Origin of the sequence: Nocardia arthritidis (genome assembly GCF_011801145.1) — a bacterium.
In the GTDB taxonomy this organism is placed as follows: Bacteria; Actinomycetota; Actinomycetes; order Mycobacteriales; family Mycobacteriaceae; genus Nocardia; species Nocardia arthritidis_A.
Genome location: NZ_CP046172.1, coordinates 7,753,899 through 7,771,911, shown reverse-complemented (window position 1 = coordinate 7,771,911; position 18,013 = coordinate 7,753,899). Strand labels below are relative to the sequence as shown.

Sequence of the window (18,013 nt, the reverse complement as noted above, 5' to 3'; positions counted from 1 at the left end):
CGCTGCCGAGCCGGCATCGCCTCGGCAGCGGGCGCACGACCGGGCCGTAGTCCGCCCGGCCGGAGTGCGGGCGGGCGGGAATACCCGAGGCCGTAATCCAGTTGAGAGTCGTGGATGAGTCCGGTAACCAGGGGGAGACCCCGAAGATGCGCTGGTCAACGGTGGGATAGGCTATCTCGGTCATGAAGTCGGGTTTTTCGGGTCCGGTCAGCGGTGCTGCACCCAAGATGGTCTACCTCGATCATGCGGCGACCACTCCCATGCTGCCCGCCGCGGTCGAGGCGATGACGGCCGCGCTGATGCGCACCGGTAACGCGTCCTCGCTGCACGGGTCGGGGCGCGCGGCGCGCCGGTCGCTGGAGGAGGCGCGCGAATCCATCGCCGCCGATCTGGGCGCCAGGCCCTCGGAGGTCATCTTCACCTCCGGCGGCACCGAGAGCGACAACTTGGCGGTGAAGGGCATCTATTGGGCGCGACGCGACGCCGATCCCCACCGCACCCGGATCATCGCGAGCTCGATAGAGCATCACGCGGTGCTCGACGCCGTGGAATGGCTGGAGCGTCACGAGGGCGCGCAGGTCACCTGGCTACCGGTCGACGCGGAGGGTGTCGTCGCGCCGCGGGTGCTGCGCGCCGCGCTGGCCGAATACCCGGGCGAGGTGGCGCTCGTCACCGTCATGTGGGCCAACAACGAGGTCGGCACGATTCAGCCGATCAGTGAATTGGCTGCGGTCGCACGGGAATTCGATGTGCCGATGCACAGCGACGCGATACAGGCCGCGGCCCAGCTGCCGATCGATTTCGCGGCGAGCGGACTTTCGGCCGCCAGCATCGCGGGTCACAAGCTCGGCGGGCCGCACGGCGCGGGCGTGCTGCTGCTCGGCCGCGAGGTGCCGTGTGTGCCGCTGCTGCACGGCGGCGGGCACGAACGGGATCTGCGATCGGGCACCTCCGACACCGCGGCGGCCGTCGGACTCGCCACCGCGCTGCACCAGACGGCGACCGAATTGCCAACGTACGCTGCGCGATTGCGGACGCTGCGCGACGAACTCATCGAAGGCGTGCTGGCCGCGATACCCGATGCGGTGCTCAACGGCCCGCGCGACGAGCGCAGGCTGCCGGGCAACGCCCACTTCACTTTCCCCGGCTGCGAAGGCGATTCGCTGCTGATGCTGCTGGACGCGGCGGGCATCGAATGCTCGACCGGTTCGGCCTGCAACGCCGGGGTCGCCACGCCGAGCCATGTGCTGATCGCCATGGGCGTTCCGGCCTGGCAGGCGCGCGGGTCACTGCGATTCTCGTTGGGGCACACCACGACCCGCGCCGATACCGATGCGCTGCTTCGGGTGCTGCCCCAGGTTGTCGAACGGGCCATGGCCGCGGGCCTGGCCGGTGCGAAAGGAGGTGTCTGATGCGGGTACTCGCCGCGATGAGCGGTGGGGTCGATTCGGCGGTCGCGGCCGCGCGCGCCGTCGACGCGGGTCATGAGGTGGTCGGCGTGCACCTGGCGCTGTCGGCGACACCGGGCACCCTGCGCACGGGTTCGCGCGGGTGCTGTTCGAAGGAGGACGCCGGCGATGCCCGGCGGGCCGCCGACGTACTCGGAATCCCGTTCTACGTATGGGATTTCGCGGACCGCTTCAAGGAAGACGTGATCGACGATTTCGTCGCGGCCTACGCGGCGGGTGAGACGCCGAACCCGTGCCTGCGCTGCAACGAGAAGATCAAGTTCTCGGCGCTGGCCGACCGGGCGGTCGCGCTCGGCTTCGACGCCGTCGTCACCGGGCACTACGCGCGGCTCGACGACGGTGTGCTGCGGCGCGCGGTCGACGCCGACAAGGATCAGTCGTACGTGCTCGCGGTGCTCACCGCTGAGCAGCTGTCCCGCGCCATGTTCCCGGTGGGCGACACCCCCAAGCCGCAGATCCGCGCGGAGGCCGCCGAACGCGGTCTCGCGGTGGCGAACAAGCCGGACAGCCACGACATCTGCTTCATTCCGTCCGGCGACACCCGTGCCTTCCTCGGCGCGAAGATCGGCATCCGGCCGGGCGCCGTCGTCGATGCCGACGGCACCGAATTGGCGAAACACGAAGGCGTGCACGGGTTTACCATCGGTCAGCGCAAGGGGCTCGGCCTGCCGGGGCCCGCCGCCGACGGGAAACCGCGCTATGTCACCGGGATCGATCCCGACTCCGGCACGGTGCGGGTCGGCTCGGCCGAAGACCTGCGGGTGTGGACGGTCGATGCGGCACAGGCGATTTGGACCTCGGGCGTGGCGCCGGACGGTCCGATCGAATGCGTCGCGCAGGTGCGCGCGCACGGCGGCACCGCCCCCGCGGTGGCCGAGGCGGTCGGCGACGGCATGCTGGTGCGGTTGCGTGAGCCGCTCACCGGTGTCGCACGCGGTCAGGCGGTCGTGGTGTATCGCCAGGATCCGTTGGGCGACGAGGTGATCGGCAGCGGCACCATCACCGGCACCGGCAAGGACCGCGCCGAGTTGGACACGATCGGCAGCCGTGACCGAAATCGGTAGTGGCACGGCGAATCAGGTGGTACAGGCATTGCGTGGCGGCATCGCGACCGGCGTCGGGTCGTGGCCGGGCGCCGACCCGCGCGAGGCGGCGTCGACGATCGTCGGCGAGCTCGCGGAGTTGCCGCATCTGGTGGAGCTGCCGCGGCGCGGGGCGGGCGCGGATATGGTCGGCCGGGCCTCGGCGCTGCTGGTCGACCTGCGATTCGATACGACGACGCGCGGCTATCGGCTCGCCGCCCGGCCGGGCGCGGTATCGCGACGGGCGCACGATCTGCTGCGCACCGATCTGGACGCGCTCGAAGAGGCTTGGGAGACAGCGGGTCTCGCGGGGCATGGGCATCCGGTGAAGGTGCAGGCGGCCGGGCCGCTCACCCTCGCCGCCCAGGTGGAGCTGCCCGGCGGACATCGGGTGCTCACCGATTCCGGTGCGGTGCGCGACCTTTCGGCATCGCTGGCCGAGGGATTGGCGCAGCACGTCGCCGAGGTGCGCAGGCGGCTCGGCGCGGAAGTCGTTGTGCAACTGGATGAACCGTCGCTCAGCGCGGTGCTGGACGGTTCGCTGCGCGGCGTCAGCGTGTTGAATACGGTGGCCGCCGTGCCCGAGCCCGAGGCGCTCGCGGTGCTCGACGGTGTGATCGACGCGCAGACCGCGCCGGTGCTCGTCCACACCTGCGCCGAACCGCCCGCCCTGCGCTTCCTGAGCAAAAGTTCCTGTGCCGCAATGGGTTTCGATATAGCGGCGATCGGCGTCAAGGATCTCGACGGCATCGGCGAAGCCCTCGACGCGAGCAAACTCCTTGTCCTGGGCCTGATCCCGACCACCGCCCCGGCCACCCCACCCACATGGCGCGATTTCGCCGAACCCGGCGTGCGCCTCATCGATCGCCTCGGCTTCCCCCGCACCACCCTCGCCACCTCCGTCATGGTGAGCCCGTCCTGCGGCCTCGCCACCGCCCCCATCACCTGGGCCCGCAAGGCCGTCGCCCTGAGCACCGAGGTAGCCCGCGCCTTCGCCGAGGACCCGGAATCCCTCACCTTCGGCTAGCCGCCCCCGATCTTGGTTGCTTCGAGGGGCATCCGTCTTGGGTGGCCGAGTCGGCTGTCGGTGACAAACGCCGGTTCGATGGGCGTTGACGTGGCGATACTTGTCGGTCGGCTCGGCTAATGTGCCAGTTTGTGAGTGACGAAGGCGAGGCGGTGCCGGCGACGGCGGAGCAGCGGGTGCGTTGGCAGGAACTGGCGGACGAGGTGCGCGAGCACCAGTTCCGCTACTACGTGCGCGATGCGCCGATCATCTCGGACGGCGAATTCGACAAGCTACTGCGCAGCCTGGAGGAGCTGGAGAACGAGCATCCGGATCTGCGCACGCCGGATTCGCCGACCCAGCTGGTCGGCGGCGGTTTCGCCACCGATTTCACCGCGGTCGACCATCTGGAGCGAATGCTCTCGCTGGACAATGTGTTCGACTACGACGAGCTGCGCGCCTGGGCGCGCCGGGTGGAGGCCGAGGCCGGCGCGAACCTGCACTACCTGTGCGAGGTGAAGATCGACGGTGTCGCACTCAACCTCGTCTACGAGAAGGGCAGGCTGGTGCGCGGCGCGACCCGCGGCGACGGGCGCACCGGCGAGGACGTCACGCTCAACGCGCGCACCATCGAGGACATCCCGGGCGAGCTCACGGCCCATCCCGAATTCCCGATCCCGGACGTGCTGGAGGTCCGCGGCGAGGTGTATTTCCGGCTGGAGGATTTCGAATCGCTGAACGCCCAGATCGTCGCCGAGGGTAAACCGCCGTACGCGAATCCGCGCAATACCGCCGCGGGTTCGCTGCGGCAGAAGGATCCGTCGGTCACCGCGCGGCGCAGGCTGCGAATGATCTGCCACGGTTTCGGCCGGATGGAAGGTTACTCGCCCACCTCACAGCACGAGGCCTACCGCGCGCTCGCCGCCTGGGGTCTGCCGGTTTCCGAGCACACCCGCCTGGTGCAGGGCATCGACGCGGTGATCGAGCGGGTCGCCTACTGGGGTGAGCACCGGCACGATATCGAGCACGAGATCGACGGCCAGGTCATCAAGGTCGATCAGATGGCGCTGCAGCGGCGCCTCGGGTCCACCTCGCGCGCCCCGCGCTGGGCGATCGCCTACAAATATCCGCCGGAGGAGGCCACCACCAAACTGCTCGGCATCGAGGTGAACGTCGGGCGCACCGGTCGGGTGACGCCGTTCGCGGTGATGGAGCCGGTGTCGATCGCCGGGTCGACGGTCGCGCGGGCGACGCTGCACAATGCCTCCGAGGTCAAGCGCAAGGGTGTGCTGATCGGTGACACCGTCACCATCCGCAAGGCGGGTGACGTGATTCCCGAGGTGCTCGGCCCGGTGGTGGACGCGCGCACCGGCGACGAGCGCGAATTCGTCATGCCGACGCACTGCCCGGAGTGCGGATCGGAACTCGCGCCGGAGAAGGAGAGCGACGCCGATATCCGCTGCCCGAATCAGCAGTATTGCCCGGCGCAGTTGCGGGAGCGGGTGTTCCATGTCGCGGGCCGCGGCGCGTTCGATATCGAGGCGCTCGGCTACGAAGGCGCGATCGACCTGTTGAAATCGGGTGCGATCACCGATGAGGGCGATCTGTTCGATCTGGATGAGGCGCGGCTGCTCACCACCTCGCTGTACGCCAATATCGATGGCAGCCTGTCCGCGAACGGCAAACGGCTGCTGGAGAATCTGCGGGCCGCCAAAAACCGGCCGCTGTGGCGGGTGCTGGTCGGCCTGTCGATTCGGCATGTCGGCCCGACCGCCGCGCGGGCGCTGGCCGCGCAGCTCGGCAGCATGGACCGGGTGCGGGAGGCGTCGGCCGAGGAGCTGGCCGCGGTGGACGGCGTCGGCCCGACGATCGCGGCGGCGGTGGCCGAATGGTTCACCGTGCATTGGCATTTGGCGATCGTCGACAAATGGCGGGCCGCGGGCGTTCGGATGGAGGACGAGCGCGACGAATCCATCGAGCGCAATCTCGAGGGCCTTTCGATCGTGGTGACCGGATCGCTGCAGGGTTTCACCCGCGACGGGGCCAAGGAGGCGATCCTGGTGCGCGGCGGTAAGGCGGCCGGATCGGTGTCGAAGAAGACGGCGTTCGTCGTGATCGGCGATTCGCCGGGGTCCAAGGCCGCCAAGGCGGAGGAGTTGGGGGTGCCGATCCTGGACGAGGCCGGATTCCGGTTGCTGCTGGAGCAGGGGCCGCAAGCCGTTGCGCCGTCGGCGAACGAGGACGCCGCGGACGAGTGACACCTTGACCTGAACCTTTCTTAAGGTATGACCATCGACTGGTAGCGAATACCAGGAGGTTGTCATGGTTCACCGATCCGCACTCGTCACCGGTGCCTCCGCGGGGCTCGGCCTGGCATTGAGCCGGGAACTCGTCTCTCGGGGCTGGCAGGTGTTCGGCACCGCACGCCGGGCCGACCGGCTGGATCGGGCGGCGACGGAGTTGGGCGAGGGGTTCACCGCCGTCCCCGGTGACGTCACGGATGCGGCCCACCGCGGCCGCTTATTCGAAATCATAAGGGCGGCAGGGCGACTCGACCTGCTGGTGAACAACGCGAGCAGGCTGGGCCCGAGCCCGCTGCCCGCGCTGGACCGGTATCCGTTGACCGAGTTGGAGTCGGTCTACCGCACCAATGTCGTAGCGCCGCTGGCGATGCTGCAGCTCGCCCTGCCGCTGCTCGGCCAATCCGGCGGCGTCGCGGTGAATATCAGCTCCGACGCGGCGGTGGAACCGTATCCGAACTGGGGCGGCTATGGTTCGTCGAAGGCGGCGCTGGATCAGCTCACCGCGGTCCTTGCCGCCGAACATCCGGAAATACCGATCTACGCCTTCGATCCCGGTGATATGCGCACCGAGATGCATCAGGCGGCGTTCCCCGGCGAGGATATTTCGGACCGTCCGGAACCGGAAGCCGTTGTCCCCGCGCTACTCCGGTTGATCGAGACCCGACCCAACCGCGGCCGCTACACCGCGGCCGATTTCACGACGGGTGCGGTGCGATGACGGTACTGCTTTCCGAGCGTTCCTTCGTGCTGCCGCCCGAACTCAATGCGAGCGCCCCACCCGAGGCCCGCGGACTCGCCCGCGACGAGGTGCGGCTGCTGGTGGCCGGTGATCGCCTGACCCACGCCGTCTTTCGGGAACTGCCGGGGCAGCTGCGGCCGGGTGACCTTGTGGTGGTGAACAATTCGGCGACGCTGCCCGCCGCCGTCGACGCGTCGGTCGACGGCGTGGCGGCCGCGCTGCACTTTTCCACCTGGCTGGAAGACGGCCGGTGGGTGGTTGAGGTGCGGGCACCCGAGCGGACGCCGTTCGCCGCCGGAAAACTGCACGGCGGCACCGTGATCCGGCTGCCCGGCGGCGCTTCCGCGACATTGCGGGAGCCGTGGCTGCCGGGGGCGAAGCGGCTCTGGATCGCCGATATCGACACCGATCCACGCGCGCTGATGGCCGCATACGGCCGACCTGTCACGTATTCCTATGTGCCGCAGCAGTGGTCGGTGGACTACTATCACACCGTTTTCGGGCGTATTCCGGGAAGTGCGGAGATGCCAAGCGCGGCAAGGCCTTTCACGCAGCGTCTGGTACTCGACCTGATCACCTCCGGTGTGGCGGTCGCGCCGGTGACGCTGCACACCGGTGTTTCGTCGCCGGAGGCCGGGGAGCCGCCGAGCCCGGAGCGTTTCGCGGTTCCGGCGGCGACGGCTCGGCTCGTCAACGACACCAGGGCGGCGGGCGGTCGGGTGATCGCGGTCGGCACAACGGTCACCCGGGCGCTCGAGTCGGCCGCCGACCCTGCGGGATATGTCGAAACGTCCTCAGGCTGGACCGATCTCGTGCTCGGCGAGCATCGGCCCGCACGCGTGGTGGACGGCCTGATCACCGGTTGGCACGCCCCGGGCGCATCGCATCTCGACCTACTGGTCGCGGTGGCGGGCACGGCGACCGTCGGCGCGGCGTACGCGGCGGCATTGGAAACCGGCTACCTCTGGCACGAATTCGGCGACAGCGCTCTACTTTTCCGCGCTTAAAGGGCGCTGTCGGCGAAGCCGTCCGTAGCCCGCGCGTGGCCGGAGCGAATGCGGAGGTACGCCTGATGCGGTATCAGCCGCGCGAGACAGTAATCGTCGCGGAGTCCACCTTCTTGTAGTTGAACATCGCGCAGTGCCCGTTGACCAGCTCGTAGGTTCCGGCGTATGGCTTTGCCCCCGAGATCTCGACGACGGCCTTGGCCGAGCCGACTGCGCACACCTTCGACACCGCCTTGGGCCAGCTGAAGGTCACGGACCCCGGCCCCTGGCAGGTGTCGGTGCTCTCGTCGTCGTGGCCGCCCGCGACGAAGATCCGCGCGGTCCCATCCGGACACGGCGCATCGGCCACCGCGTTCCCGGGCCCGAACGCGACCACCGACCCCACCCCGAGCGCGGCGATCACGGACCCACGTACCACCAACCGACCAACCATCACTACCTCATCAATCCGAACGTCCAGCAAATCCGCCGCGCAACAAGCCCGACGCGCCAGCATGGTAACGCGCGGCGGACATTTTTGTCCGTTGGAATGAGCTGAACGTCGTGCTTACGCCGAGAACAGCAGATCGTCGACCGCGATCGTGGTATCGGCGTAGTTCACTGGAATCCGGGTGCCAGGACGGTATTTGTGGCTTGTGAGATAGCCGTCCGGGGATGGCTCGGTGTGTTCGTAAATCATGTCTTTGGTGACTACCCAGTACACCGCGTATCCCGCTCGCGCATACAGTTTGGCTTTTGTGTTGAGGTCGCTCAGTACGGTTTCATCCGAGACCTCGACGACCAGTAGGACATCGCTCGGATCCCAGACGGAAATTTTCGAGCCCACCATGCCGACGGGCTCCGCGCTCGCGCGACGGACCCAGCAGTCAGGATCAGGCAGCGAACACCCAGTGGGCAGGGTTGCCGAAGTTATATCGACCCCGGTGTCGGGAAGTGCTCGTCCAACGCGGAACACCGCTTGTCCGTGCCAGTCCCCGATGACCACCGACCATACCTCCCCCTCGATGAGCTCGACACGACTGTTGAACGCACCCGCTTCCCATGCGCGAATGAACCCTTCAGGGGTCCAGTGATACGCGGTTGAGAGCTCGGTCATGCGCACAGGCTACCGTGCGCGCCGAATCGGGAGCCAGTTTTGGTCGGCTGGTATGCCCTGGTAGAGCGACCATTCAAGGATCGGTAACCAGATCGAATCTCCGTGCACGATGGATCGTGGCAGCGGAATGCCGAGGTGCGGTGTCGCGGGATGGATCCGGACCCGACAGGATGGCTCAATGCTGCGCAGTTTTCAGGTGACCAATCACAAGTCGTTGGCGGGGGCACAGGAGTTGCGGTCGAGTCGGGGGGCGGGGCCGGTGGCGGTGCCGGTGACGGCGATACATGGTGCGGCGGCCGCGGGGAAGACGAACCTGATCGATGCGCTGGCGCAGATGCGGTCGGCGGTGCTGGATTCGGTGACCGGGTGGGATCCGTACGCGGGTCCGGTGCGCGCGCCGCACCTCGGATTCCCGGAGCGGCCATCGGAATTCGTCGTCGAATTCGTCGCCGAGGGCTATCCGTACACCTACGGGTTCCGGTTGGAGAGCGCGGAGGTCGCGGCGGAATGGCTGTATACGCATCCGCGCTCGCGTAAGCGAATCGTGTTCGAGCGCACCGGCGAACAGGTGAAGGTCGGCCCGATGTTCGAGGCGGCGCGCTACGGTATCGCCGCGCTGGCGCCGCTGGTGCGGCCGAATGCGTTGCTGCTCAGCCTCGCCGGGCAGCTGTACGCCGAGGCGCTGGTGCCCGCCTATCGATGGTTCGAGTCGAAGCTCGAGGTGCAGCACGGCGCGACGGATGCCGATGCGGTGGCGCACCGCCTCGGCGGTCATCTGTCGAAATCCCCGGAGAATGCGGCGCGCCTGCTCCTGCTGCTGCGCACCGCCGGGCTCGGCATCGTCGATCTGCTTGTGGCCGAACCGGATCCGATGTATGCCGACTATCTGCGGGAGCTGGACGCGGAGATCGCCGACACCGGCAAACAGGCCGAGCTGTGCGCGGTTTCGCCGAGCCACGCGGATATGCTGTTGCGCGACAACGGCATCACCGAGGTGCTGCTGGAGCGGGAGCTGACCAACCTGCGCGCCGCGCGAGAAGCGCTCTACGCCCGCATGGTCGCCCGCCGCGGTGTCGGACTTCGATTGGTGCACAACGGGATCGACGCCGACTTCGATATCGCCGAGGAGTCCACCGCCACCCTGTCGGTGTTGCGGCTGTTGCCCGCGATGCTCGACGCGCTGGATTCCGGGAAGGTGCTCGCCGTCGACGATATCGGCGCACACCTGCCCGCCGAGGAAACCGACCGGCTGATCCAGCTTTTCCAGAATCCGGAGACGAATTCCCGTGGCGCCCAACTGATTTTCACCACCAACAACCGCGCGCTGATCGATCGCGGCAACGGTCGCTCGCCGCGCACCCGCGCCGCGGTCTGGCAGGTGCGCCGCACCGAGGACGGTGTCAGTGAGCTCACCCAGCACTGAATAGCATGGGTGGCATGCTGCAGTTCGGTCTGTTGATCCTGCTCGCCGCCGCGACGGCCGTCGCGGTCGCCGCCTACCTGCGCGGCAGGCGGGCGGGTCCGATGGTCGGCGCGGAGTCCGGCACCCTGTATGTCACCGGGGTGAGCCCGCTGCCGAACGCCGGCGGTGAGCAGTACGTCACCATCACCGGCAACCTGTCCGGCCCGAGCGTGCCGGGCGAGGTGGTTTTCGGCCGTTTCGCCTGGGATGTGAACCAGTGGCCCGCCGTCGGCGACCAGCTCAGCGTGCTGTACGCCCCGCGCAATCCGATGCGCTTCCAGGTCGATCACCCCGGTGTCCGGCCATATCTCGGTTCCTGAGCGCCGTGCGCGGATGGCAGGATCGTCGATCATGGATGCGAACGAAGCCCGGCCGATCATCCGTGTGGCCCGCCCCGACGAGTACACGGCGATCGGTGAGCTGACCGTCGACGTCTATGTCGGCGAGGGGCATATCGATCCGGCCAGCGCCTATGTGCCGGAGCTCAGGGATACCGCGCGCCGCGCGCCCCTGGCCGAGGTGCTGGTCGCGGAGTATCGGGGCCAGGTGGTGGGCTCGCTGACGATCGCGGCGCCCGGCACGCCGTACGCGGAGACCGCGCGCCCCGACGAGCTGGAGTTCCGGATGCTGGCCGTCGCCAAGGCGGCGCGTGGGCTCGGTGTCGGAACCGCGTTGGTGCGCACCGTGATCGACCGCGCGATCGCGGAATCCTATGCCGCGGTGATGATCACCACGATGCCGACCATGACCGACGCCATGCGCATCTACGAACGCTTCGGATTCGTCCGTGTGCCGGAACGGGATTGGATCACCGACGCGGGCAACCGGCTGCCCGTGCTGCGGTTGGATCTCGCCGCGAATGCCGAGCGCATCGCCGAAAACGTTTGGCGCGCGCGGTGATTCGTCAGCCGAGCACGGTGGCGACGATCCCGGCCAGATAGCCGAGCCTGGCCACCTCCGACGGCCGGAAGTCGGGCCCGCCGGGTCGGCCGAGCAGCAGCACCTTGCCGGTGTTGCCGAGCGGCGCGGCGGCCAGTTTGGTGTCCATATCGCGCCAGATCTGCGGCACCCAATCGGCTTCCGGATCCAGTACGGCCGGCTTCTCCAGCGGCATCCACGGCGCCGAACCGGCCTGCGTCTCGGGTGCGCTCGGGCTGCCGACGACGCGGTAGGCACCCTGCGGGCCCATATCGATGATGGTGCTCCAGCCCACCCGCAACACTCGGGGCGCGCCGTCGACCAGCACCTGCAGCCGGTCGTCGCGGGCGCTGGCCACCTGGTCGATGAGCTCGAGTTCGCGATGGGTGTCCAGCACGCCGGAGTAGGGGCGGATGGAGTCGACGTGTACGTCGCTGATCGATTCCGCCGCGGTGATCAACGTGTCGGGCAGCGCGTTCGGCGGCACCTCGACCACCAGATCGTCGACCGCGAAACCGGCCCCGCGTTCCACCACGTCCAGCGAGAGTATGTCGGCGCCGACCGAACCCAGTGCGAGAGCGAGTGCGCCGAGACTTCCCGGTCGATCCGGAAGTTGCACGCGGAGCAGGAATGACACGTGCGTTCCTTTCCTTGAGCGGCCGAGACTGGAAAACGGGTACCCGGGTCTGGCAATACTTACACCCCTAAGCCTGCGTTATCGACTCGGAGCACGTCGGGTGAGGTAGCTCATGTGGCTATTTCCCGCCAATGCGGCGTGTCGGGCTGGGTGGCGAAAACGTGTCGCGGAGTTGGCGACCGGAACGTGATCGTCCCCGTCCGACAGGCCTTCTCGCGCCCAGGCTAGGCGTACCTCCGCCTTCGCTCCGGCCGTGCGCAGGCTGATGACGGCTTCGCCGACAGCGCATATTAGGCTGTTCCACGGCCGTTTCACCAAGCTAAACCATGCCGAAAGGGGTCACGCGGTGCCCGCCATCTCCCGCGACGAGGTCGCACACCTCGCCCGGTTGTCCCGGCTCGCGCTGTCCGAGTCCGAACTCGATCAGTTCGCCGGGCAGCTGGATTCGATTCTGAGCCACGTGCGGACCATCTCCGAGGTCGCGACCGCCGATGTCCCGGAAACCGCGTCGCCGAATCCGACGACCAATGTGACCCGTCCCGATGTGGTCTCGCCGGGCCTGACCCCGGCGGAGGCGCTGTCCGGCGCGCCCGCGGTCGAGGAGCAGCGGTTCATGGTTCCGCAGATCTTGGGAGAGGGCGAATGAGTGAGCTGACCAAATTGTCCGCGGCGGAGCTGGCGGACAAGATCCACGGCCGCGAGGTGTCGGCCGTGGAGGTGACACAGGCGCATCTCGATCGGATCGCCGAGGTCGACGGCGAATACCACGCCTTCCTGCACGTCGGCGCCGAGCAGGCGCTCGCCGCTGCCGCCGCCGTCGACGCCGAGCTGGCCGCGGGCCGGGCGCCCGCCTCGCCGCTGGCCGGAGTTCCGTTGGCGCTCAAGGACGTTTTCACCACCACGGATATGCCGACGACCTGCGCGTCGAAAATCCTCGAGGGCTGGGTGTCGCCGTACGACGCGACGCTCACCACCCGGTTGCGGCAGGCGGGCATCCCGATCCTCGGCAAGACCAATATGGACGAGTTCGCGATGGGTTCGTCCACCGAGAACTCGGCATACGGCCCCACCCGTAATCCATGGGATACCAGCCGGATTCCGGGCGGCTCCGGCGGCGGTTCGGCGGCGGTGCTCGCCTCCTATCAGGCGCCGCTCGCCATCGGTACCGACACCGGCGGCTCGATCCGCCAGCCCGCATCCATGACCGGCACCGTCGGCACCAAGCCGACATACGGCACCGTCTCCCGCTACGGTCTGGTGGCCTGCGCGTCCTCGCTGGACCAGGGCGGTCCGTGTGGTCGCACCGTGCTCGACACCGCGCTGCTGCACGAGGTGATCGCCGGATACGATCCGCGCGATTCCACCTCCCGCGATGTGCCGGTGCCGCCGGTGGTCGCCGCCGCGCGCGCGGGCGCCGAAGGCGATCTGCGCGGGCTGAAAGTCGGTGTGGTGAAGGAACTTCACTCCGACAGCTACCAGCCGGGCGTCATCGCGTCGTTCGACGAGGCGGTCGAGGTGCTGACCAAGCTCGGCGCCGAGGTGGTCGAGGTGTCGTGCCCGAACTTCGAATACGCGCTGCCCGCGTACTACCTGGTGATGCCGAGCGAGGTGTCGTCGAACCTGGCCCGGTTCGATGCCATGCGCTACGGCCTGCGCGTCGGCGACGACGGACAGCACAGCGCCGAACAGGTGATGGCCGCCACCCGCGAGGCCGGTTTCGGCCCGGAGGTCAAGCGCCGCATCATGCTCGGCACCTACGCGCTCTCGGCCGGCTACTACGACGCCTACTATGGTCAGGCGCTCAAGGTGCGCACGCTCATCCAGCGCGATTTCGACGCCGCGTACGAGAAGGTGGATGTGCTCGTCGCGCCGACCAGCCCGTTCACCGCGTGGAAGCTGGGCGAGAAGGTCGACGACCCGCTGGCCATGTACCTGTCCGACCTGTGCACGCTGCCGAGCAACCTGGCCGGGCATCCGGGCATGTCGGTGCCGTCGGGGCTGAGCAAGGACGACGGTATGCCGGTGGGCTTCCAGATCATGGCGCCCGCGTTGGCCGACGACCGCCTGTACCGTGTCGCGGCGGCCTATGAGGTCGCACGGGGACCCATCGCCTGAAAACGCCGGTCGGCGTTCGCCTTTCGAGGTGGATGCCGACCGTGATCAGGCGGCGTGAATTCGCCGCGCCTCGCGCTCGATCCCCTCGGTCATCGCGGCGAATCCGGTGCGCAGCGCGTCGCCGAGCAGCGCGGTCACCGCGGGCCGCAACCAGCCCGCGAGCTCGAAATGCGATTCGTAGCGGGTGCGGTCCGGCCCCAGCGCGGTCACGCGGTGCCTGCGCACGCTGTGCAGCGCGCCGAATGGCACGGGCTTCATCGAATAGCTGAACTCCGCACCCGGCGTATGCGTGCGCACCCATTCGCGCTGCCGCCGCGTCCGCGGGCCGAGGTGCACGAGCATATCGATCGGATCGCCCGGCACCAGGGTGCTGCGACATTCGATGCAGAAGGTGTTCCACTCGCCGTACCGGGGGAAATCGGTGATCACCTGCCACACGACCGCGGCGGGCACATCGGTCTCGAATCCGGAGTCGATGACAAAGGCCATATCAGCAAACTAGAACAAGTTTCACAAGCCGGGCAAGGCGGGTCAGCACGTGCCGAGCGCGGTGCCCTGATCCGCGCCGTAGCGGTGGCCGTGGCCGGGCGGGGCGTCGAGCGCCGCGAGCAGATCCGCGGTGGTCTGCACGAAGCTCACCACCGGCAGCCAGCCGGGGCGCGGGGCATCGGCCCGGGTGCCGGTGAGATCAGGTGCGCGCCAAAGCAATTCGGGTGACCAGTGGACCACCGGATCGGAGCTGTTGGCCAGCACGGTGGCATTCGCGCGGTGTGCCCGATTGGCCGGCGGCCCCGCCCAGAGCACTGCGCAGGTACGGCGCGCCTGATCGGCGTCGTCGGTGAAGACGGCGCTGCCGCCGAGCGCGCCGAGGCTCTGCCCGTAGACGTAGAGCTTCGGTTTGTGCGCCAGCGTGGCTATCCGATCCGCGACGGCGTCGAATAGGGCCCGCGCCGACCGGATCGCGTCCTCCCGGCCGAAGACGAACGTCACCCAGCTCGGCGCGTAGGAGTACTGCAGGCCGACCAGCGCCGCGTCGTCGCCGAAGCGCCGCTCGAATCCGGTGACCGCGTTGGCATCGATCCAGCCCGACCCGGTCGGCACGGCGACGACGATATTCGAGCGGTCGAAGCCGCCGGTTCGCTCCAACTCCTGAATGGCAAGGGATACACGGGAATTCAGATCGGGTGCGGATTCGAGTCCGACGTAGACGCGGACCTGGCCGCGACCGGATTCCCGCGTTGTCGCGGCGGCCTCCGTCGCGCCGGTCGAGCGAGCGGCCGGACTCGAAGACGCTGTCGTAACCGGTTGATCCTGAGTGGATGTGACGAACCGCCGTCCCTCCGCGCCCATGGACGACCAGGTGACCGCCGACGCGGTGCTGCCGGACCGGACCTGCGAAACCGGTTGGGCCACTGCCGGATCGATCTCCGCGTTGGCGGCGGCGTAAGTGTCGCGCCGCCAGTCGACCACGCTCGGAATACCGATCAGGTACAGCATCGACACCCCGACGACACCGACCGCGGTCCCGCGCAACCAGCCCAATTTTCGCAGGACCCAACCGATTCCGCGAGCGATGCCGAGGTACAGGCCGACGATCGCGACCGCGCCGATGGCCCAGCGCAGCCAATAGTCCGGCCCGATCGCCGCCGTCCCCATCGCGGCCCGCAATCGGTTCTGCCAGTGCCATGCCTGCGCGATGGCGCCGACCACGAGCAGTGCGGTGATCACGAACGCGGGCAGCCGCCACCGGGCGAATCTGCGGTCTATCTCGAAATTCGCGCGCCGCAGCACGAATCGCACCAGTCCGGCGACGGCGAAGGTGACGGCCGCGAGCAGGCCGGTGAGCACCGCCTGCGCCCCCGCCGTGCGCGGCAGCAGACCGGGTGCGAGCGAGATGAGCACGCCGACCCCGATGCCGAGCGTGGTGCCGACACGCGGACGCACCATACGCGCCGAGGCGGCAAAGGCACGCTGCCGCAAGCTGATTCGATCAACAGCGCGACGGTCCGCAACGCCGGACGGCGGCACATTCCGGATCATCGCGAAACCACCTGTGCGGCAGCCGGAATCGGGTTGATGCGGCGCAGCGCGCCGATCAGCAGGCGCAGCAACATCCAGAACCCGAGCATGCCCGTGCCCAGAATGGCGAGCAGCGGAGCCATCGTGGTCGGGTCGGCGCCGGAAACCTCGGTGCCGAAGAGCTTTTCGACGATCGGAGTGCCGTAATCCTGTCGCAGCGAGTTGAGATCCACCGCGATATCGGCGACCGAGGCCATGACATCGCAGTGCGCACGCGACAGCAGATCCGAACGCGCGCCGCATGATTCGTGCATGCGCCGGGCCAGTGTGGCGTCGACGGCCTGCCTGGCCCACGGGCCGAGCGGCTCACCGTGCTGTCCGGCGTAGCGGAGCAGGTCGTAGCCCAGATCGTGTGCCTTGCACGCGGTGTCGAATTCGGCGGGCAGCGGTATCGGCGATGAGCAGTCGCCCTGCGGGTTCACCAGCAGACCGTCGACAACGGCTGGGCGGTAACCGAATTCGGTCGCGAAATCGGCCGGGATGGGTGCGCCGATCGCGCCGTCGGCGGTGAGCGCCGCGATGGCGCTGCCCGCCGAGGCGTTCTCCGGCGGCGCGCTGTCCGCAGTGACGGCACTGGACTGGGGTGCGAAGGTGACGGTGGCCGCCATGGCGGTCATGGCGACCGCGGTCAGCGCCGCCATCCGGCGCGGGCGCTTGGTCGATGTGCTCATGGTCATCGAAATTAGGAAGCGCCGACGCCATCCGGCCTCCCGCCGCGGAGCGGTTCCCGGCCCGCTTCCGGCGGGGGAGTGGTCATCGGCTCTGGTACCCGGGTATCGGTCGCGATTTCACCCGTGGGTATGAGGACCGGTCGCCCGATCGGTTTCTACTGTCATAGGCATGAAGCGGAACAGGCGTGCCCGGACCGAGGCCGATCAACTGGAGCGGCCCGCGAAGACGAAGTCGCGGTTGCGACGGATCGACGGCCGGATGTTCGTCGACGGGCTCACGGTGCTGGTCGCGACGGTGTTCTTCATCGTCGCCTGGCCGACCCTGCATATTACGCACGCCGTGCCCGTGCCCATCCAGCCGCTGTTCGCCGCCATCGCCGCCCTCCCGGTGCTGCTCGTTCGGCTCAACCCGGCGCTGGGCTGGGCCATTTCGGCGGGTTCCGCGCTACTCATCACGCTGGCCATCCCGCATCAGCCCGGCAACCAACTCCCGTTCCAAGTGGTGCACATCCTGGCGCTGTTCGTGCTGCTGTTCGCAGTGGCGGTGCAGGCGTCGCCGCAGATCGTCGGCATCGCCTGGGCGGCGACCTCGCTGCTGCTCGGCACCACCATGCCCGGTCAGGGCGTCTGGGCCTGGCCGATCGCGCTGGCGGCCGTCGTGCTCATCGCGCTGCTGGTGCGCTGGCTGGTGTATTCCAGGCGGCAGCTGGTGCGCAAGGAGGAGGAGAACGAGGTGGAGCGGGCCCGCCGCGCCATCCTCGAGGAGAAGGCGCGCATCGCCCGCGACCTGCACGATGTCGTCGCCCACCACATGTCGCTGGTGGTGGTGCAGGCGCAGACCGCGCCATACCGGGTGGATGGGGTAACCGACGCGGCCAGAGCCGAATTCGAATCGATCGGCGCGACGGCGCGCGAGGCGCTCAACGAGATCCGCGGCATGCTCGGCGTGCTGCGCAGCGACGGCCAGCTGCCCGAACACGCACCGCAACCGAGGGCCGCCGATGTGCTCGGCCTGTTCGACGGCGCCAAGCGCGCAGGCGTCGATATCACCTGGGCGGTGGACGGACCGCTCGACGCGGTGCCGGATACCGCGGGGCTCGCGCTGTATCGCATCGTGCAGGAGTCGCTGTCCAACGCGTCGCGGCACGCGCCGGGCGCGGCCGTGCGGGTCCATGTCGTTGTCGCGCCCGAACTGGCGCTGACGGTGGTGAACGGGCCCGGTGCCGTGCCCGCCAAACCCGTCGGCAACGGCGGGCACGGCATCGCGGGGATGCGCGCCCGCGCGGTGGCCGTCGGCGGGGATATCGACGCCGGGCCGCGCCCGGACGGCGGTTTCGAGGTCCGGGCCCGGCTGCCGCTGCACGCCTCCGCCGAGAGTGTGATCGCCGCGGCGCACCAAATATGAGGTTTCGGGCTGGATTCCCTAATG

The 18,013-nt window shown here is 68.6% G+C and carries 18 protein-coding genes; 12 read left to right on the top strand and 6 right to left on the bottom strand.

Translation table 11 applies throughout. The annotated features are described in order from the left end of the window. The first annotated feature begins 182 nt into the window (after positions 1-182). From F5544_RS35000 to F5544_RS34975, 6 genes are all read left to right on the top strand, one after another. Complete coding sequence (locus F5544_RS35000; RefSeq protein ID WP_167477125.1) at positions 183-1,412, top strand: cysteine desulfurase family protein; 1,230 nt, start codon at positions 183-185, stop codon at positions 1,410-1,412. Beyond that, complete coding sequence (gene mnmA, locus F5544_RS34995) at positions 1,412-2,533, top strand: tRNA 2-thiouridine(34) synthase MnmA (RefSeq protein WP_167477124.1); 1,122 nt, start codon at positions 1,412-1,414, stop codon at positions 2,531-2,533. Before F5544_RS35000 ends, mnmA begins: the two co-directional genes overlap by 1 nt. Continuing rightward, positions 2,517-3,578, top strand: coding sequence for a methionine synthase (locus F5544_RS34990; RefSeq protein ID WP_428847088.1), 1,062 nt, complete (start codon positions 2,517-2,519; stop codon positions 3,576-3,578). The genes mnmA and F5544_RS34990 overlap by 17 nt, the downstream gene beginning before the upstream one ends. A 131-nt stretch (positions 3,579-3,709) precedes the next feature. After that, on the top strand, positions 3,710-5,815 hold the full coding sequence (gene ligA / locus F5544_RS34985) for an NAD-dependent DNA ligase LigA (RefSeq protein WP_238846810.1): 2,106 nt from the start codon (positions 3,710-3,712) through the stop codon (positions 5,813-5,815). Between the two features lie 64 nt (positions 5,816-5,879). After that, positions 5,880-6,578, top strand: a complete 699-nt coding sequence (locus F5544_RS34980; RefSeq protein ID WP_167477122.1) for an SDR family NAD(P)-dependent oxidoreductase — start codon at positions 5,880-5,882, stop codon at positions 6,576-6,578. Then, positions 6,575-7,606 carry an S-adenosylmethionine:tRNA ribosyltransferase-isomerase gene (locus tag F5544_RS34975; RefSeq protein ID WP_167477121.1) on the top strand — a complete coding sequence of 344 codons (1,032 nt, stop codon included), beginning with the start codon at positions 6,575-6,577 and terminating at the stop codon, positions 7,604-7,606. The genes F5544_RS34980 and F5544_RS34975 overlap by 4 nt, the downstream gene beginning before the upstream one ends. A gap of 73 nt (positions 7,607-7,679) precedes the next feature. Here F5544_RS34975 and F5544_RS34970 read toward each other — a convergent pair whose 3' ends face one another. Both F5544_RS34970 and F5544_RS34965 read right to left on the bottom strand, forming a co-directional pair. Then, entirely contained in the window at positions 7,680-8,039 is a 360-nt protein-coding gene (locus F5544_RS34970; protein ID WP_167477120.1) for a hypothetical protein, read from the bottom strand. Between the two features lie 114 nt (positions 8,040-8,153). Then, positions 8,154-8,702 (bottom strand): Uma2 family endonuclease, encoded by a 549-nt coding sequence (locus F5544_RS34965; protein ID WP_167477119.1) that lies wholly within the window; start codon positions 8,700-8,702, stop codon positions 8,154-8,156. 178 nt (positions 8,703-8,880) lie between these two features. On the opposite strand from F5544_RS34965, the gene F5544_RS34960 reads away from it, so the two are divergent. From F5544_RS34960 to F5544_RS34950, 3 genes are read left to right on the top strand one after another with little or no spacing between them, the layout of a single operon-like run. Next, the gene (locus tag F5544_RS34960; RefSeq protein WP_167477118.1) at positions 8,881-10,125 is read left to right on the top strand and encodes an AAA family ATPase; all 1,245 of its coding nucleotides are present in this window, start codon (positions 8,881-8,883) and stop codon (positions 10,123-10,125) included. A gap of 14 nt (positions 10,126-10,139) precedes the next feature. Beyond that, entirely contained in the window at positions 10,140-10,484 is a 345-nt protein-coding gene (locus tag F5544_RS34955; RefSeq protein WP_428847087.1) for a hypothetical protein, read from the top strand. Positions 10,485-10,515: 31 nt separating this feature from the next. Further along, complete coding sequence (locus F5544_RS34950) at positions 10,516-11,064, top strand: GNAT family N-acetyltransferase (RefSeq protein ID WP_167477116.1); 549 nt, start codon at positions 10,516-10,518, stop codon at positions 11,062-11,064. A gap of 4 nt (positions 11,065-11,068) precedes the next feature. Here F5544_RS34950 and F5544_RS34945 read toward each other — a convergent pair whose 3' ends face one another. After that, the gene (locus F5544_RS34945; protein ID WP_167477115.1) at positions 11,069-11,719 is read right to left on the bottom strand and encodes an amino acid-binding protein; all 651 of its coding nucleotides are present in this window, start codon (positions 11,717-11,719) and stop codon (positions 11,069-11,071) included. 346 nt (positions 11,720-12,065) lie between these two features. On the opposite strand from F5544_RS34945, the gene gatC reads away from it, so the two are divergent. Together gatC and gatA are read left to right on the top strand one after the other, a co-directional pair. Beyond that, a complete protein-coding gene (gatC, locus tag F5544_RS34940; protein WP_167477114.1) occupies positions 12,066-12,365 on the top strand; it encodes an Asp-tRNA(Asn)/Glu-tRNA(Gln) amidotransferase subunit GatC in 300 nt (99 codons plus the stop codon). Beyond that, complete coding sequence (gene gatA, locus F5544_RS34935; RefSeq protein WP_167477113.1) at positions 12,362-13,834, top strand: Asp-tRNA(Asn)/Glu-tRNA(Gln) amidotransferase subunit GatA; 1,473 nt, start codon at positions 12,362-12,364, stop codon at positions 13,832-13,834. Before gatC ends, gatA begins: the two co-directional genes overlap by 4 nt. 45 nt (positions 13,835-13,879) lie before the next feature. On the opposite strand, the gene F5544_RS34930 is transcribed toward gatA, so the two are convergent. From F5544_RS34930 to F5544_RS34920, 3 genes are all read right to left on the bottom strand, one after another. Next, entirely contained in the window at positions 13,880-14,323 is a 444-nt protein-coding gene (locus tag F5544_RS34930) for an SRPBCC domain-containing protein (protein WP_167477112.1), read from the bottom strand. A gap of 42 nt (positions 14,324-14,365) precedes the next feature. Continuing rightward, positions 14,366-15,781, bottom strand: coding sequence for an alpha/beta-hydrolase family protein (locus tag F5544_RS34925; RefSeq protein WP_167477111.1), 1,416 nt, complete (start codon positions 15,779-15,781; stop codon positions 14,366-14,368). Between the two features lie 89 nt (positions 15,782-15,870). Next, the gene (locus tag F5544_RS34920) at positions 15,871-16,584 is read right to left on the bottom strand and encodes a hypothetical protein (protein ID WP_167477110.1); all 714 of its coding nucleotides are present in this window, start codon (positions 16,582-16,584) and stop codon (positions 15,871-15,873) included. A 169-nt stretch (positions 16,585-16,753) separates the two neighbouring features. Between F5544_RS34920 and F5544_RS34915 the strand changes: the two genes are divergently transcribed. Beyond that, positions 16,754-17,989 carry a sensor histidine kinase gene (locus tag F5544_RS34915; RefSeq protein ID WP_174867464.1) on the top strand — a complete coding sequence of 412 codons (1,236 nt, stop codon included), beginning with the start codon at positions 16,754-16,756 and terminating at the stop codon, positions 17,987-17,989. Positions 17,990-18,013 lie beyond the last annotated feature (24 nt).

Coding starts and splice junctions, on each gene's coding strand:
- F5544_RS35000 (WP_167477125.1), top strand. CDS start 183: ATGAAGTCGGGTTTTTCGGGTCCGGTCAGCGGTGCTGCACCCAAGATG.
- mnmA (WP_167477124.1), top strand. CDS start 1,412: ATGCGGGTACTCGCCGCGATGAGCGGTGGGGTCGATTCGGCGGTCGCG.
- F5544_RS34980 (WP_167477122.1), top strand. CDS start 5,880: ATGGTTCACCGATCCGCACTCGTCACCGGTGCCTCCGCGGGGCTCGGC.
- F5544_RS34975 (WP_167477121.1), top strand. CDS start 6,575: ATGACGGTACTGCTTTCCGAGCGTTCCTTCGTGCTGCCGCCCGAACTC.
- F5544_RS34970 (WP_167477120.1), bottom strand. CDS start 8,039: ATGGTTGGTCGGTTGGTGGTACGTGGGTCCGTGATCGCCGCGCTCGGG.
- F5544_RS34965 (WP_167477119.1), bottom strand. CDS start 8,702: ATGACCGAGCTCTCAACCGCGTATCACTGGACCCCTGAAGGGTTCATT.
- F5544_RS34960 (WP_167477118.1), top strand. CDS start 8,881: ATGCTGCGCAGTTTTCAGGTGACCAATCACAAGTCGTTGGCGGGGGCA.
- F5544_RS34955 (WP_428847087.1), top strand. CDS start 10,140: ATGCTGCAGTTCGGTCTGTTGATCCTGCTCGCCGCCGCGACGGCCGTC.
- F5544_RS34950 (WP_167477116.1), top strand. CDS start 10,516: ATGGATGCGAACGAAGCCCGGCCGATCATCCGTGTGGCCCGCCCCGAC.
- gatA (WP_167477113.1), top strand. CDS start 12,362: ATGAGTGAGCTGACCAAATTGTCCGCGGCGGAGCTGGCGGACAAGATC.
- F5544_RS34930 (WP_167477112.1), bottom strand. CDS start 14,323: ATGGCCTTTGTCATCGACTCCGGATTCGAGACCGATGTGCCCGCCGCG.
- F5544_RS34925 (WP_167477111.1), bottom strand. CDS start 15,781: ATGGTGCGTCCGCGTGTCGGCACCACGCTCGGCATCGGGGTCGGCGTG.
- F5544_RS34920 (WP_167477110.1), bottom strand. CDS start 16,584: ATGAGCACATCGACCAAGCGCCCGCGCCGGATGGCGGCGCTGACCGCG.
- F5544_RS34915 (WP_174867464.1), top strand. CDS start 16,754: ATGAAGCGGAACAGGCGTGCCCGGACCGAGGCCGATCAACTGGAGCGG.